The organism is Stutzerimonas azotifigens, assembly GCF_013522725.1.
GTDB lineage: Bacteria > Pseudomonadota > Gammaproteobacteria > Pseudomonadales > Pseudomonadaceae > Stutzerimonas > Stutzerimonas azotifigens_A.
This window is the reverse complement of the sequence record NZ_JAAMRF010000003.1, coordinates 12,721-28,776: the sequence shown is the minus strand read 5'-3', so window position 1 is coordinate 28,776 and position 16,056 is coordinate 12,721. Positions and strand designations below refer to the sequence as shown.

At 62.6% G+C, this 16,056-nt stretch carries 13 protein-coding genes; 9 read left to right on the top strand and 4 right to left on the bottom strand.

Going from position 1 to position 16,056, the window contains the following annotated elements; genetic code table 11:
* Positions 1-59 precede the first annotated feature (59 nt).
* The 7 genes from G7026_RS06035 (at position 60) to G7026_RS06005 (ending at position 7,562) form a co-directional block, all read left to right on the top strand.
* Positions 60-1,088, top strand: a complete 1,029-nt coding sequence (locus G7026_RS06035) for a polyamine ABC transporter substrate-binding protein (RefSeq protein WP_181069864.1) — start codon at positions 60-62, stop codon at positions 1,086-1,088.
* Between the two features lie 90 nt (positions 1,089-1,178).
* Complete coding sequence (locus G7026_RS06030) at positions 1,179-2,033, top strand: ABC transporter permease (protein ID WP_181069863.1); 855 nt, start codon at positions 1,179-1,181, stop codon at positions 2,031-2,033.
* 1 nt (position 2,034) lies between these two features.
* Positions 2,035-2,853, top strand: coding sequence for an ABC transporter permease (locus tag G7026_RS06025; RefSeq protein ID WP_181069862.1), 819 nt, complete (start codon positions 2,035-2,037; stop codon positions 2,851-2,853).
* Positions 2,854-2,968: 115 nt separating this feature from the next.
* Complete coding sequence (locus G7026_RS06020; protein WP_181069861.1) at positions 2,969-3,643, top strand: DUF1028 domain-containing protein; 675 nt, start codon at positions 2,969-2,971, stop codon at positions 3,641-3,643.
* Positions 3,640-4,791, top strand: a complete 1,152-nt coding sequence (argE, locus tag G7026_RS06015) for an acetylornithine deacetylase (protein ID WP_181069860.1) — start codon at positions 3,640-3,642, stop codon at positions 4,789-4,791. Before G7026_RS06020 ends, argE begins: the two co-directional genes overlap by 4 nt.
* 283 nt (positions 4,792-5,074) lie before the next feature.
* Complete coding sequence (locus G7026_RS06010) at positions 5,075-6,325, top strand: flavin-containing monooxygenase (RefSeq protein WP_181069859.1); 1,251 nt, start codon at positions 5,075-5,077, stop codon at positions 6,323-6,325.
* Between the two features lie 91 nt (positions 6,326-6,416).
* A complete protein-coding gene (locus G7026_RS06005) occupies positions 6,417-7,562 on the top strand; it encodes an alpha-hydroxy acid oxidase (protein ID WP_181069858.1) in 1,146 nt (381 codons plus the stop codon).
* Between the two features lie 17 nt (positions 7,563-7,579).
* Here the strand turns inward: G7026_RS06005 and G7026_RS06000 are convergent, their stop codons facing one another.
* The 3 genes from G7026_RS06000 to G7026_RS05990 form a co-directional block, all read right to left on the bottom strand.
* Positions 7,580-8,824: a M20/M25/M40 family metallo-hydrolase gene (locus tag G7026_RS06000; protein WP_181069857.1), complete on the bottom strand. Its 1,245-nt coding sequence runs from the start codon at positions 8,822-8,824 to the stop codon at positions 7,580-7,582.
* A gap of 87 nt (positions 8,825-8,911) precedes the next feature.
* Positions 8,912-10,360, bottom strand: coding sequence for an alpha/beta hydrolase (locus tag G7026_RS05995; RefSeq protein ID WP_181069856.1), 1,449 nt, complete (start codon positions 10,358-10,360; stop codon positions 8,912-8,914).
* 1,008 nt (positions 10,361-11,368) lie between these two features.
* Complete coding sequence (locus G7026_RS05990) at positions 11,369-13,000, bottom strand: Na+/H+ antiporter (RefSeq protein ID WP_181069855.1); 1,632 nt, start codon at positions 12,998-13,000, stop codon at positions 11,369-11,371.
* 176 nt (positions 13,001-13,176) lie between these two features.
* On the opposite strand from G7026_RS05990, the gene G7026_RS05985 reads away from it, so the two are divergent.
* Complete coding sequence (locus G7026_RS05985; RefSeq protein WP_181069854.1) at positions 13,177-14,121, top strand: class I SAM-dependent methyltransferase; 945 nt, start codon at positions 13,177-13,179, stop codon at positions 14,119-14,121.
* A 4-nt stretch (positions 14,122-14,125) separates the two neighbouring features.
* On the opposite strand, the gene G7026_RS05980 is transcribed toward G7026_RS05985, so the two are convergent.
* Positions 14,126-14,431, bottom strand: coding sequence for a putative quinol monooxygenase (locus G7026_RS05980; RefSeq protein WP_181069853.1), 306 nt, complete (start codon positions 14,429-14,431; stop codon positions 14,126-14,128).
* 251 nt (positions 14,432-14,682) lie between these two features.
* Between G7026_RS05980 and G7026_RS05975 the strand changes: the two genes are divergently transcribed.
* A complete protein-coding gene (locus tag G7026_RS05975; RefSeq protein WP_181069852.1) occupies positions 14,683-15,999 on the top strand; it encodes a methyl-accepting chemotaxis protein in 1,317 nt (438 codons plus the stop codon).
* The last annotated feature ends 57 nt before the right edge of the window (positions 16,000-16,056 follow it).

Below are 16,056 nucleotides of genomic sequence, written 5' to 3'. Positions count from 1 at the left end.
GACCGCATCGCGACTTTCCCGTAACGCTAAAACGCTCGACCCCTACCAGGAGCAGAATGATGATGCGCAAAGCCCTTGCCTTGACCGTGTTGAGTGCCAGCCTGCTGGCCGCAGCAAACGCCAGTGCTGCTGACAAGTTGATTGTCAGTACCTGGGGCGGAAGCTTCCGCGATCTGATCGACGAAGCCATCGGCACCGAATTTACCAAGCAGACCGGCGTCGAGGTCGAGTACGTCACGGGCGGCACCATTGATCGCCTGAACAAGGCGAAGCTGGCCGGTACCGCCGAGACGGATATCACCTTCACCACTTCTCACGTCGGCTGGCTGTACACCACTGACGGCCTGTTCGAAACGCTCGACATGAGCAAGATCCCCAACGCCAAGAACCTCGTCCACCAGGCGCAGCTGAGCCCAAGTCACATCGGGGTATGGGGCTATGTCTACACGATCGGCTACCGTCCGGATCTGGTGCCGGCCGGCGAGACCTTCGAAAGCTGGAACGATCTCTGGAAGCCTGAACTGAACGCCAGCCTGGCGCTGCCGGACTTCGACCCCAGCCACATCATTGCCGTCTCGGCCCAGCTGTCCGGCGCTGATGCAGGTAGCTGGGAAAAGGGCCAGGACAAGCTCAAGGCCCTCATCCCCAGCATCAAGTCGTACTACACCAACGATGCCAACAGCCAACAGCTCATCGCCACCGGCGAGACGCCCGTGCAGGTGCTGCTGTCGATGAACGCCTACCACATGATCGAAGAAGGCGTGGACATCACACTCGCCATACCTAAAGAAGGTGCCGTGCTGGGCGTCGATGCGATGGGCATCAACAAGGGCAGCAAGCAGGCCGACCTCGCCTACACCTTCATGAACATCGCCTTGTCGCCTGAGGTACAAGCGAAGATCGCCGAGATCAACCGCGGCAGCCCCGTCGTCAACAATGCCGAGATCGATCCAGAGATTGCCAAGCTTCCTGGAATGCTGACCACCGAGGCTCAGTGGGACGCCACGTTGAACATCGATCCCAAGCTGCGCGCTGAAAAAACCGCCGAATGGCGCAAGTGGTTCTCGGAAAACATCATGGCGCATTGATCGCCGCGCGGGCGCGAGCACCCTTCGCGCCCGCTTCGCTGAGTCATCTGCTGTGGCTAACGCCTGCGTCCGCCTTCAACGGAAACACCCATGACCCGTAATCCTGCGTTTGTCCCATGGTTCGTGCTGCCTTCGGTACTCACGGCTCTGGGTTTGACGATCGCCATGCTGACCGTGCTGCAGTACAGCGTGCGCGCCTACATTCCCGGTTCGCTGGAGGTGGGTGGCTTCACCCTCGACAACTTCCAGGGCATGCTCAAGAGCCTCTACGCCGACGCCTTCATCAACACGGTATGGCTGAGTTTCAAGACGGCGCTGTTCGGCCTGCTGCTCAGCTATCCCCTGGCCTACGCGCTGGTACGCACGCGGACCCCATGGCTGAAGTCCTGCATTCTGATCATTGCCATTACCCCGCTGTTTCTTGGCGAAGTCGTACGCACCTACTCGTGGATCATCGTGCTGGGCAACAGTGGCTTCCTCAACAGCCTGCTCCTGGCGATGGGGGTGATCGATAAGCCGCTGCAGCTGATGTTCACCAATACCGGGGTCGTGCTGGCCTTGGTCCATGTGACGATGCCCATCATGGTGCTGATGCTCGCCACCGGGCTCTCACACATCGACACCGCTTACGAGAAGGCCGCCACCAGTCTCGGTGCCGGGCCGATCCGCGCCTTTTTGACGGTGACGCTGCCGTTGTCGCTGCCGGGCATCGTGGCGAGCACTACTACGGCCTTCGCCTGGACCTTCAGCGCGTTCGCCACACCGCAACTGATTGGCGGTGGACGGGTAAGTACGGTGGCCACACTCGTTTATCAGTTGGGATTCTCATCGCTGAACTTCCCCTTCGCGGCGGCCTTGAGCGTCGCCGGTCTGGTACTGACGTTGCTGCTGCTGGCCGCGCTGAAGCGCATGAGCCGCTCACTGCAACACGTGGGAGGGCATTGAGATGACCCGTTCAAATCGCGACAAATGGCTGGGATACGCCGGGCGTCTGCTGGTCGCACTGATCCTGATGTTCGTGCTGCTGCCGACGGTGGTGGTGTTCATCTCCTCGTTCAGCAGCACCTCGGTGCTGTTCTTCCCGCCCAAGGGCTGGTCGCTGCGCTGGTTCGAACGGGCCGTCAGCTACCCGGATTTTCGCAATGGCTTCTATGCGGGGCTCATCGTCACGGGCTGGGCATCGACCCTGGCCGTGGTGATCGGCACCACCCTGGCCATCGCCATCAACCGCTACGAGTTCCGTTTCAAACCCGTACTCGAGGGCGTGCTGCTGTCACCGCTGTTCATCCCCCACTTCACCATCGGCCTCGGCCTGTTGATGCTGACGGCGCAACTGAACCTCAGCCGCGGCTATGCGCTGGTGGTCTTCTGCCACGTCGTGCTGGTCCTGCCCTTCGTACTGCGCAGCCTCTATGTATCGCTGCACAACCTGGAACAGCGGATCGAGCAGGCCGCCGCCAGCCTCGGCGCCTCGCCCTTGCGGGTGGTCTGGACCATCACCGTACCGCTGATGATTCCCGGCCTGTTCGGCGGCTGGCTGTTCGCCGCGATCCTGTCGTTCAACGAGTTCACCGCGTCGTTGTTTGTGACCACGCAGGCGACCCAGACGCTGCCGGTGGCCATGTACAACTATGTCCGCGAGTTCGCGGACCCAACCCTGGCGGCGCTGTCGGTGATCTACATCGTCACGACCGCCTCCCTGCTGACGCTGGCGAACCGGTTTCTCGGGCTCGGGCGAGTACTCAATGTCGAGGCGCCGCGGTGAGCCGGGAACCAAACACACGGCGATCGGACCGGGCTTGCCCGAAGGCGCCGGTCGATGCCCCTGTGGAAAACCGGTTCCGATCGTTACGCCCAGACCTGAGAGGAGCGACACCGACATGACATTTTCCATCACCGGCCGTTGCGCCAAAACGGGCCAAATGGGCATCGCGATCAGCTCATCCAGTATCGCAGTCGGAGCCCGTTGCCCGTGGGTACGCCCCGGTATCGGGGCCGTCTCGACACAAAACGTCACGCTCCCCGCGCTGGGTAATCGCGTGCTCGATCAGCTCGTACTAGGGGCAACACCCGAAGACGCACGCGACCTTGCACTGGCTAGCGACCCCTACAGTCAGTACCGCCAGCTCACCGTGATCGATCGCTTCGGCAACGCGGCGCACTTCAGCGGCAGCGAAACGCTGGGGCGTCATAACGCCGTCATCGGGGAGCAATGCGTAGGCGCCGGCAACATGCTGGCGGACGAAAGCGTCATCGTCGCGCTGGTACGTGCCTTCGAGTCTGCCGAAGGCCAATTGGCCGACCGACTGATCGCCGCCATGCAGGCCGCAATGGCGGCCGGCGGCGAAGCGGGACCGGTGCATTCGGCCGCGCTGGTCGTGGTGGGCGAGCAGGCCTGGCCCATCGTCAATCTTCGGGTGGACTGGGCAGACGAAGACCCGATCGGGACGCTGGCGCAGTTGTGGAACGACTACCGGCCGCAGATGCAGGACTACATCACCCGAGCCCTCGACCCTACCCAGGCGCCTCGCTACGGCGTGCCAGGGGACGAATGATGACCAGCAAAGAGTTGCTGTGCGCCCTCGTTGCGTTCGACACCACCAGCCGCGAGTCCAACCTGCAGCTGATCACGTTCGTGCGCGACTACCTCGCCCGGCTGAACGTGCCCTGTGAGCTGATCTTCAACGAGGAGCGGAGCAAGGCCAACCTGTTCGCCACCCTCGGGCCGGACGACGTTCCCGGCATCGTGCTCTCCGGCCATACCGATGTCGTGCCCGTGGACGGTCAGCCATGGACCGTCCCGCCGTTCGAACTGAGCGAGAAAGACGGCAAGCTCTACGGTCGCGGGACCGCTGACATGAAGGGCTACATCGCCTGCGTATTGGCGGCCGTCCCCGGCTTTCTGGCCAGACCGCTGCGCCTGCCCATTCATATCGCCCTGTCCTACGACGAGGAAGTCGGCTGCCTGGGCGTGCGCGATCTCATCTCGCGCCTCGAAGGACGGGCTAACAAACCAAGGCTTTGCATCATCGGCGAACCCACGCAGCTGCAGCCGGTGCTGGGCCACAAGGGCAAGCTCGCCATGCGCTGCGACGTTCATGGCGCGGCCTGTCATTCCGCGTACGCCCCGCAGGGCGTCAACGCCATCGAATACGCCGCCGACCTGATCGGCGAACTCGGCCGTATTGGCCAGGTATTACGCGCACCCGATCGGTGCGACCCCCGGTTCGACCCACCCTTCACGACGGTGCAAACCGGCGTCATCAGCGGTGGCAAGGCGCTGAACATCGTCCCGGCCGACTGTCGCTTCGACTTCGAGGTCCGGGCCCTTCCGGCGACGGACCCAGCCGAGGTTGCGCAGCAGCTGGAACGATATGCGCAGCGAGACCTGCTGCCGAAGATGCGTGCGGTGGACGCCCACAGCGATATTCGTTTTTCGCGACTCTCCGCCTACCCCGGGCTCGCGACGGACGCCCAGAGCGAGGCCGCGCAGCTGATCGCGCAGATCTGCGGTTCCACCGACTTCACCACGGTTGCCTTCGGTACCGAAGGCGGGTTGTTCGACGCCATCGGTATCCCGACGGTGATATGCGGGCCGGGCAGCATGAACCAGGGCCATAAACCCGATGAGTTCGTCAGCGTTTCGCAGCTCGATGCCTGCGACGCCATGCTCGAGCGCCTCGCCTCGATGTTTCTCGCATAACCGCTTCATCGATTCCGATAACTAAGGCAGCTCAAGAGTCGGGCCGTTTCAACGGCCTGCACCCGATAACTACGGATGAAACTTCCGCTTTGCCATTGCAGAACTTCGCTTTGTTTTTTCCTAAGCGCTGAGTTCAAAAAGCGTGATTCTCAAAAGAGTTCGGTTTGATCAGACTTCCAACGGTCGAAGAAGTTGTTCCCAGGGCACCTGTGCTTCTTCGACTTACTGTTGGCGCTCGGCGCCGACACAACAAAACAGGGTCGGCTCCCTTTAGGAAACTCAAATGTCAGTTGAAAAAATCAACACTTTGGTGGTCGGTGCTGGCCAGGCGGGAATTGCCATGAGTGAACACCTCTCACTGATGGGCGTACCCCACGTTGTCCTGGAGCGAAGCCGAATCGCCGAACGCTGGCGCTCGGAACGATGGGATTCCCTGGTTGCCAATGGCCCCGCCTGGCATGACCGTTTCCCGGCGTTGAAATTCGACAACATCTCCCCCGAGGCTTTTCCGCCGAAAGAGCGCATGGCGCAGTACTTCGAGGACTACGCCGCGATGCTGAAGGCACCCATCCGTACGGGGGTCGAAGTCCTCCAGGTGGAGCGCCTCCCAGGACGGCCGGGCTTCAAGGTCACGACGTCGCAAGGCGTGCTGGAAGCCGCCAACGTTGTTGCGGCAACCGGCCCCTTCCAGAAGCCGACCTATCCGAAGATCGTTCCCGAGAACGCCGGGGTCCGGCAGCTGCATTCCTCGGCCTACAAGAACCCCGGCCAACTGGCAGAGGGCGGCGTGCTGGTCGTGGGCGCTGGCGCCTCGGGCTCCCAGATCGCCGAGGAATTGCAGCGGGCGGGAAAGCGCGTCTACCTCTCGGTCGGTGAGCATTATCGTCCGCCGCGCTCGTATCGCGGTCGTGACTACTGCTGGTGGCTGGGCGCCCTCGGCCTGTGGGACGAGGTCAAGATCAGGCCCAAGAAAGAGCACGTCGCCTTCGCCGTCAGCGGCTACGAAGGCGGCAAGACCGTCGACTTCCGACGCCTGGCGCATTCGGGTATCACGTTGGTGGGCCTGACCAAATCTTGGAAAGACGGCGTCGTCGAATTCGAAGAAGGGCTGGCGAAGAATATCGCCGATGGCGACCAGGCCTACTTCGACGTGCTGCGTGAGGCCGATGTCTACATCGAGCAGAACGGACTGCCGTTCCCGCCCGAGCCGCAAGCCTGGGAGCTGCTACCCGATCCCGGCTGCATAAAGGATCCGATCCTCGAACTGGATCTGGAAAAAGCTGGTATCACCACAATTCTCTGGGCCACAGGATTCAAGTTCGACTTCAGCTGGATGAAGGTCAATGCCTTCGACGATAAAGGCATGCCGTTCCACAAGCGCGGCATCTCCGCCGAAAGTGGCGTTTACTTTGTCGGCCTGCCGAACTTGGTAAACCGCGCCTCGTCGTTCATCTATGGCGTTTGGCATGATGCGAAATACATTGCCGATCATATCGCCTTGCAGAACGCGTATATGGCATACGACAAGTCTTGAACTGCCAGAGCCAACTCTTCTGAGTCAATATCCTTGCACTGCCGAACTTCGTTAGTTTGGCAGTTTCATTCCGATTTACCGCAGGCATTCCATGGCCGAAATAACATGCATCGAAGATCTGCGCCGTCTGGCGAGAAAAAGAGTGCCGCGCATGTTCTACGACTATGTGGATGGCGGCTCATGGACTGAATATACCTATCGGGCCAACGAGTCGGATCTGCAGCGCATCGAATTTCGCCAACGCGTGGCCTGCGACATCACCCATCGAAGCACCGCCACGACCATGGTGGGCCAACACGTCAGCATGCCGGTGGCCATTGCGCCCACGGGCCTGACCGGCATGCAGCATGCCGATGGAGAGATCCTGGCGGCACGGGCGGCGAAGGACTTCGGAATACCCTTCACTTTGTCCACCATGAGCATCTGCTCGATCGAGGCGGTGGCCGAGGCGACCGGGCGGCATCCGTTCTGGTTTCAGCTCTACGTCATGCGCGATCGCACTTTCGTCGAGAGCCTCATCGACCGGGCCCAGGCGGCCAACTGTTCCGCACTGGTCGTGACGATGGACCTGCAGGTCTTCGGTCAACGGCACAAGGACAAGAAGAATGGCCTGTCCATGCCGCCCAGGCCGACACTCCGAAACATCGCGAACATGCTGAGCAAGCCGCGCTGGTGCCTGGACATGCTGGGTACACGGCACCGCCAGTTCGGCAACATCGTCGGCCACGCGCATTGCGTCGACAACATACAGTCGCTGGTGGAATGGACGCGGGAACAGTTCGATCCGACCCTCTCCTGGCAGGATCTGGAGTGGATCCGCAAGCGCTGGGGCGGGCGGCTGATCGTCAAGGGCATCCAGCATCCCGAGGATGCTCGACTCGCCGTGGAATACGGTGCCGACGCCATTGTCGTGTCCAACCATGGCGGGCGGCAGCTGGACGGTGCATCGTCGTCGATCGCGACCTTGCCGGAGGTCGTGGATGCCGTTGGTAGGCATACGGAAGTCCATTTCGACAGCGGCATTCGCTCGGGCCAGGATGTACTCAAGGCCGTCGCGCTCGGGGCCAAGGGCACCTACATCGGACGCGCGATGCTGTATGGATTGGGCGCCCTCGGAGAAGCCGGCGTGACCAAGGCGCTGAGCATCATCAAGGACGAACTCGACCTTTCCATGGCGTTCTGCGGCAAGACGGATATGGCTGCGGTGAACCGCGACATCCTGCGCATCAGGCCTTGATCGACGCCGGACGACTATCAAGGCGTCCCCTGCCCCGCCGAGAGGTCACGGATCATCGCCACCGTCAGATACAGGCGCGGGGCGATGCTGGACAGTTCCAGGTACTCGTCTTCGGAATGCAGGCCCGCACCGACCACGCCCATGGTTTCAAGCACCGCCGGCTTGTCGCTGCCTGGCACGAAGGCGTAGCCGGCATCGGTGCCAAAGCGCATCGCGATGGGCTCGATGGTTTTGCCGATCCGCCCGTACAGCGCCTGGGCCGTTTTGGCGAGGGCATTCGAGCCCGGGTTGTCAGCCAGCGGCGGGCGGCCTTTTTCGATACGGAAGTCCACCTCGGTGTCATCGATCAGACGCGTCTGCACGATCTTCTTGCCGTCGGCGAGCACACGGTCGTACTCGGTGATGTCCGAGTAGCGCATGTCCGCCTCGGCGGAGGCGCTGTCAGGGATGATGTTGCGCTTCTCGCCGCCCTTGATCATCGTCCAGTTCACGGTGGTGCCCTTGGCCGGATCACCCAAGTCCTTGAGTTGCACCAGCTGATGCGCAAGCTCCATCACCGCGTTACGGCCCTCCTCCGGCGCCGAGCCGGCGTGTGACGAGCGCCCTTTTACCTCGAGCAGCACACCGTTGATGCCATTGGTCGCGGTCGTCACAGCGTCGCGGTCCGGCGGCTCGTAGGAGAAGACGTAGTCGTGCTGGCGCGCAAGCTCCGCGATCTTGTCCTTGGAGCCCGCCGAGCCCATTTCTTCGTCCGGATTGAACAGCACGGTAACGCTGCCGAAGTCGTCGAAGCCCTGTGCCTTCAGCAGTTCGAGGCTGTGCAGGATCATCGCGATGCCGCCCTTCGCATCCGCGACGCCCGGGCCATAGGCGCGCTCGCCCTCGACCTTGAACGGGCGCTTGGCAGCGGTGCCAGGCGCGAAGACGGTGTCGTAATGGACCATCAAGAGAAACCGGGCGGTGCCTTTGCCTTTGATCGTCCCGACAATGTTGTCACCAACCGACGGCGTCGCCGGCGAGGTCTGTACCTCGGCGCCGAGGGCCTCCAGGCGCTCGACCAGCATCCCGCCCACCTGGGCGATGCCTTCCTGCTGGCCGGTGCCTGAATCCACGGCAACCAGCGTCTGCACGGTGTCCAGGTAGGCTTGCTGCTCGGCCTGGGCCTGTTCGAGCAAGGCTTCGGGGGTCAGCTCGGCGGCCTGGGCCGTGAGGCAGAACGCGGACAGGCTGATTGCTGCAAACAACGTGCGTCGAGATGACATGTCGGTAGCCTCGCTCGGGGTGGATGAGACTGTGATGCCTCCCCGCCGTTGGACGTTCCACGGCGGGCAAGGCTTGGGCTCATCGCGTCAGCGGTCGCACTCGACCTTGGCTCGCGGCAGGCGCTCCTTGAGCTCGCAGAGCAGTTGATTGCGCAGGTAGTCGTCGTATTCGTAATGGGCCTGGCTGTAGTCGCGGAACTGCACGGAAATCCGGTCCGTGCTCGAGGGCCAGTTGGGCACGTTGAGCTGCGTACGTTCAGCACCGCCCCGGTTGCGCAGGCTCAGCCGAACCACGCCACGCCCGTTGGGAGAGGCCGGTATGAACAGGTCTCCGGCAGAGATAAAGGTGATGGTGTTGAAGGGAAACAACTCACCCTTGCCCAGATCGCTCTGCCCGTCGAGCCCATCGTCATAGGCATAGACGCCAATGGTGACGCCCCGCCGTGGGCTGACCTGCGCGGTAAGCAACTCGGCACCGTTGATCTCGAGTCGATCGTTCAGGTGGCCCTGGTCGCCCCAGAACTCCTTCTGCCGCGTGAGGGTCAGCACGCTGTGGTTCGGGCTCTTGGGCACCACGGCATCGAGCCCGACACCTGGGCGACTGGAGTTGAGCCGCACGAAATGGTTACTGCGGACGAAACGCGGCTGGTAGAAGTGGTGAACCGAGCCGTCGGGGCGCACCAGCGCCAGCTCATAGAGGGTTCGTCCGTTGACTGGGATAGGACCGAAGGCGCCGCTGGCATCGAGGGTTTGGGTCAGCAGGGGCCGCAAGCCGATGCGCTGGCCGCTGTTTTCATTGATGCGCCATAGCTGCAGGGTGGCGCCAGCGAAACCCGAGTTTTCAGGAAAGATGACCGCGCGCCCGGCGATGGTGAGTTGGGAAGGTCGCTCCGGCACGACATCGGTGGTCTGCGGCGCGACGCCGGTGAAGAAGCGGTACATCAGCGAGAACGCTTCGGCGGACGTCGTAACCTCGGTGTGGCCCTTCTCAGGGAAATGGTAGTTGTCCTGCGGGTTGGGGCCTATCTGGGTCAGTCCGGGTTGGCGAGCATAGAGGCCGCCGGAATTCCACTCGCCCCAGATGCCCAGGGTCGGCACGCCACCTGGCAGCTCAGGCATCGAGCGGCCGTCGATATTGACGTAACGCGCCACCTTGGCCGCGCCCCCGGGAAATCCGTTCAGGTAGGTCGTCGAAACGGTCGTACCGAGCGAATGCGCGGCCAGGTTGACCTGGCTGCTGCCAGTGCGGGAGCGCACCGCGTCGATGAAGGCATCGAGCCCGGCTACGACTTGTGCGCCGTTCTGGGTGAACGGCACGCTGGTGTCGTATTCATAGACGAACAACAACTCCTGGCGATAACCGTTGCTGGTAAAGCGCATCACCTGGGTTTCGAACTGCGATGCAGAACCCGACGAGCCATGGACGAAGACGATCGGCAAACGGTCCGCAGCCGTGGCGTGGGTAACGCCGAACCACAGCAGAACGAACAGCAAGGGAAACACCTGGGCAAGCGGGGATGGGCGTAGGCGGATCATGGGCACTCAACTCCTGGAGATTGTTGTTATGTGAGCGGCCAGGAGAGCAGGCACGGACACGAATCACTGCGTCACCTGCCTCGTCGAGCCGTTACTGCCATGACAGGGCTGCACCGGTTGCGATGCGAAGTAGTGACTGAGCGGTCACGCTGGAGTTCTCGCCGCTCCGGTCGGCGCGCGAGTGATTCAGTCGTAGGGATGAAGCCATTCATCGGTGCCATCCTTTCGAAGGATGGCACCGGTGACGGTGGCCCGACGGCGAAGCCGCCACTGACGGCCCGCTCCAGTGTGAAAGCGTCGAGAACAACGGGGCGACGTCCGTCTGCACCCAGCACATGCGTAGGCGGCCTGGGACAGGGTGCGCTATGGGCGGGCAACTTCGCGGTAGAGACGTAGGGCGGGATGCAGGATTGTTGCTCGCAAGCTAAGGCTTGCAGCAGAACGGCAGAGGGATACGGGATGGATGCATGTCAGAGGTACCCGGCCTGGGTTGATTTACCGTTCTGAGGGACGCACCCAGAATTCGGACGCCAGAACGACTCAAGGGAGCCGAAGCTCCCTTGAGTTTGAACGCTCTTGTTTTTCTGCCCACCAAGCGGTGGAGGCCATCTAGGCCCAGTAGATAACGGATGCTTTTGGACGCTGAATCACCATTTACCACCAGTCACCGAGCTGCTCGAGCAGTTTTTTATTCTCGACTGGCCGCCGGGTCGTGCCCGCTGGCGCTTCCTCTCCAAAAGAATCGGTTAGCTTCGTCTCTGCCGTCTTGTCGTTATTGTGCGAGAGTCGATACGTATCGTTCTTGTTTGATTTTTTGCCGCTTATTATTTTTGTTGTGCCAGATAGAAAGCATACGGCGTGCCAAAAATAGCAAACCCTTAAAATTCAACCGCTTAGGGCAAATCGCGCAAAGGGCTCGCTGTAACCCCTGGGCGATCCGTTACCGTAACACTCACCTCGCGCCAAGCCGGCGCAAGATGTGGTAACAACTGAATCGGTTCAGCTGTTTCAGCGTAGCGCTGCCTCGTCATAGTCCAAGTCGCGGATCAGCGCCTGGAGCATCTGCTCGTCGATGTCATGGCGCTTGCGCATGCGCAGCAGCTCCTTGCGCTGCACCGCGATCGCCTGCAGACGCAATTCGATCTCCAACGCTCGGGTCCGCCGCGCCTGGTTGGCCATGTCTTCCCGGTCCATCAGCGCCTCGAGATCCTGCCGGTAGGACTCGATGACCCGCTCGGCAACCTCGCTCTGCAAGGCCGAGCGGTCGACGTCGCTGCTGGCATTCTCCTGCCGCCAGTTCTCCAGCCAGCCAACCGCCGCCTGCGCCGCCTGGCGCCTGGCCTTCTGCAGTTCGCGCTCGTGCTCTTCGAAATCGTTGTTCGGCATCCGTTTGAGGAAAAAGGGCACGCCGAGCGCGCCGACCAGCAACGAAAGGATGATCACCGCCGCGGCGAGGAAGATCATCAGGTCGCGCCCGGGGAAAGGCGTATCGCCGATCATCAGGGGCACCGACAGCACCCCGGCCAGGGTGATGGCGCCCCGTACGCCCGCCACCGCGCTCAGCGCCGAGAACAGGCCGAGCGACTTCTCCTCCACCGGTGCGCCACGCAACCGGCGCACACGCATTTCGCTCCAGTGATAGGCGTAAACGAAGGCGAAGCGCATCGCCAGCAGCAGCGCCATGATCGCCACGGCACTGAACAGCAGCGTCGGCATGTTGTAGGCCTGATGGCTGGACGCCTCCCAGACACGGCCGACGATGCGCGGGAACTGCAGGCCCAACAGCAGGAACACCAGGCCGTTGAAGCTGAAGTCGAGCATTTCCCAGATGCTGCGATTGAGGATCCGCGTGCTGGTCTTGACCGGCAGCATGTCGACACGGCTCTGCACCATGCCGGCCGCTACCGCCGAGAGGATGCCGGACATGCCCGCATGCTCGGCCAGATAGAACGCGGCGAACGGCAGCAGCAGAATCATCACCACATACACTGCGGGGTCGAACAGGCCACGCGCGGTCATCCAGCGCTTGAGCCTGCCCACCGACCAGCTCAGGCCGGCGCCGATCAGCAGGCCACCCAGGGCGACGATCAGGAATTCGCCGGCCACCGAGACCAGCGAAAAAGTACCGCTGATGGCCGCCGCCAGGGCGAACTTGAAGGAAACCAGGCCCGTGGCGTCGTTCATCATCGCCTCGCCTTCGAGCTGATGCGCCATGTGCCGTGGCAGACGCCCCTGGCCGATGGCGATGACCGCCAGCGCGTCGGTGGGCGAGAGGATTGCCGCCAGGGCGAAACTCGCGCCGAGAGGAATCGCCGGCAACAGCCAATGGATGAAGTACCCCACGACCACGACCACCAGCAGTACCAGCACCAGCACCAGCGACATGGCGGTCATTTCCACGCCGTGTTCGGTGAACTCGCGCTTGGGGATCTTCCAGCCGTCGTAGAACAGCAACGGCGGAATGAACAGCAGCATGAAGATTTCCGGATGCAGTTCGATCTGCATGCCAAACGGCGGCATCGCGAGGATGCTGCCAAGCACTATCTGCAGGATCGGCAGGGGCAACGGAATGAGATTGGCGAGGATGCGACTGGCGCCTACTGCCAACAGCAGCAGGAAAATCAGGTAAAGAATGTCCATCGGCAGGCTGGGTCTCTTGCGAATACACGCCCGGTTACAAACGGGAGCACCGGCAGTATAGACACTGTCCGTAAAGCGGCCGTGACCCCATCGCCGGGTGATTGACCTCCGTCAACGGCTCGCCCTCTCGCACACCACCAGGTTTAAACTGGCATGCCTTCCGGATACCGATCTCTATGACGCCCACCGCCATCGCCACCCTGCACCGCTTGCTGCTCGACGCACTCGACTCCGCCCCCGACGAAGCACGCCGCCTTTTCCATGGCCGGGGACGGCGCTGGGAAGGCCTGGAGCAACTGACTGTGGACTGGCTCGAGGGCGTGCTGCTGGTGGCGTTGTTCCGGGCGCCCGATCCCGAGGCGCTGGCCGCCCTGAAAGACATGCTGATGGCGGTCGCAGCCGCGCCAGCCTGGTCCGCCAGCGGCGCGCACACCCTGCTTCTGCAGCATCGCTACCTGCCGGACAGCCCCACCGAACGCCTGCTCGGCGAGCCGTTGGAGCACTGGGTGATTCACGAAGACGGCCTGCGCTTCCAGCTGGACATCGGCCAGAAGCAGAACAACGGACTGTTTCTCGACATGCGCCATGGCCGGCGCTGGGTGCGCGAGCAGGCGGCCGGCAAGCGTGTGCTCAACCTCTTCGCCTATACCTGCGGGTTTTCGGTTGCGGCCATCGCCGGTGGCGCCGAGCACGTGGTGAATCTGGACATGGCGCGGGCCGCGCTGAGCCGTGGGCGTGACAATCATCGCCTCAATGGCCATGACCTCAGCCGGGTCGGCTTTCTCGGCCACGAGCTGTTCAAGAGCTGGGGCAAGGTGCGCAAGGAAGGCCCCTACGACCTGATCATCATCGATCCGCCGAGCTTCCAGAAGGGCAGCTTCGCCCTGACCCGCGATTATCAGAAGATCCTGCGCCGGCTGGCCGAACTGCTCACCGACGAGGGGCAGGTGCTGGCCTGCGTCAACGACCCGGACACCGGGCCGGCCTTTCTTATCGACGAAATGAGCCGCGAGGCGCCGCAGCTGCGTTTCGAGCAGCGCCTGGACAACCCGCCGGAATTCGCCGACATCGACCCGGACGCCGGGCTCAAGGCCCTGGTCTTCAGCCGGCACGACGCCTGAACGATCAGGGCAGGGTCAACACACGCAAGGTGACCCCGGTGACGTCATCCCCCACCCGCTCGCGGTAACGCCGCATGTGGGACGTCTGCAGGTGCGCCTGAAGATGCTCGACGCTCTGCCATTGCTCGAACATCAGGATGCTGTCTGGGTCGACCGTCTGCGCCGCCATATCGGTGGCAAGGTCTATCAGGGGTTGGTAGGCCAGGCAGCCCGCCTCGGCCAGTACCTCTGGCGTGACCTCGGCGAGGGCCTGGAGTACCCGCGAGCGGGCACCCGGAGCGGTATGAAGGGTGGCGATGACGTGGATCATGAGCTCTCCAGTGGATGAGTGAGACGGTGCTCCGCAGTCTGGCCGCTGGCCTCATCCGGAAAAAGCCACCTGGCCACCAAACACCTTTGACTGGCGCGCAAGCGAGCGGCCCATCCGGCGGATAGCGAGCCCTCGAACCTTGCGCAACCTGAAGCCATGCGCAGGCCCCTGGCCATCATTAGGCCTTCAGAGATCGATGAATCGGCCGACTACCTGTTACCCGCCGTCCAGCCCTTTCGGTAACCGACCCCATGTTCTTCAGAAAACTCAAAGCCCAGTACGCTCAGCTTCAGGAAGAGCTTTCCAGCCTCCAGCAGACCCGGGACTCGCTCTATCGCGAAATGATGGTGCTGGAGCTGGATGTCGATGGTCGTATCCGCTACGCCAACGATCTGTTCCTGAAGGAGATGCTGTATCGGCGCGAGGATCTGATCGGGCGTTCGATCGAGGACCTGATCTCCGCCTCGTTCCGCACCCAGCCGAACTATCAGAAGCTGCAGGCCACCTTCAAACGCGGCGAACACTTCAGCGGTGCGTGCAGGATGCTCCGCGCCAACGGGCAGGAAGCCTGGCTGCGCTCGATCTGGGAACCGATCAAGGACAGCCAGGGACGCACCCTGAAATTTACCCTGTGCGCCAACGACCTGACCCGCACCATCGAAAAATCCAAGGAGCACGAAGGGCTGATCAACGCGCTGCTGCGCTCGACCGCCGTCATCGAACTGGGGCTCGAGGGCGAAGTGATCACGGCAAACGAGCGCTTCCTCGGAGCCATGGGTTACAGCCTCGAACAGCTCAAGGGCAAACATCACCGCCTGTTCTGCGACCCCGAGGAAGTGGCCTCGCAGGGCTACCGCGACTTCTGGGCCCGTCTCAACGCCGGAGAGTTCGTCTCCGGTCGCTTCAAGCGGGTCGACAGCCATGGACGGATCGTCTGGCTGGAGGCCTCGTACAACCCGGTGCGCGACAGCTACGGAAAGCTGTACAAGGTGGTCAAGTTCGCCACCATCGTCACCGACCAGGTCAATCAGGAGCGGGCGGTTTCCGAAGCGGCCACCATCGCCTACGGCACGTCCCAGCAGACCGACCACACCGCTCAGAAAGGCGCCGCGGTGGTTCAGCAGACCGTCGAGGTGATGCATCGGATCGCCGACCAGGTGCAGGAGGCGGCTAACGGTATCGAGGCGCTGGACAAGCAGTCGCAACTGATCAGCTCCATCATGAAAACCATCAGCGGCATCGCCGAGCAGACCAATCTGCTGGCGCTCAACGCCGCCATCGAAGCGGCCCGCGCCGGCGAGCAGGGCCGCGGTTTCGCGGTGGTGGCCGACGAGGTTCGCCAACTGGCCGGCCGCACCAGCAAGGCGGCCGCCGAAATCGTCGACGTGGTGCAGCAGAACCAGGCCCTCGCTCAGACCGCCGTGAACAGCATGTCCAGCAGCAAGACGCAGGCCGAACAGGGCCTGGCGCTGGCCAACGAAGCGGGTGCGGTGATCGTCGAGATTCAGGACGGCGCGAAGCGGGTGGTCAACGCGGTCGGCCAGTTCGCCAACCAGCTCAAGAGCTGAACCGACCGCACCGCCGACCCCACGCGCGCTGTAGAGCCATCGTTAACCTGGGCGTAA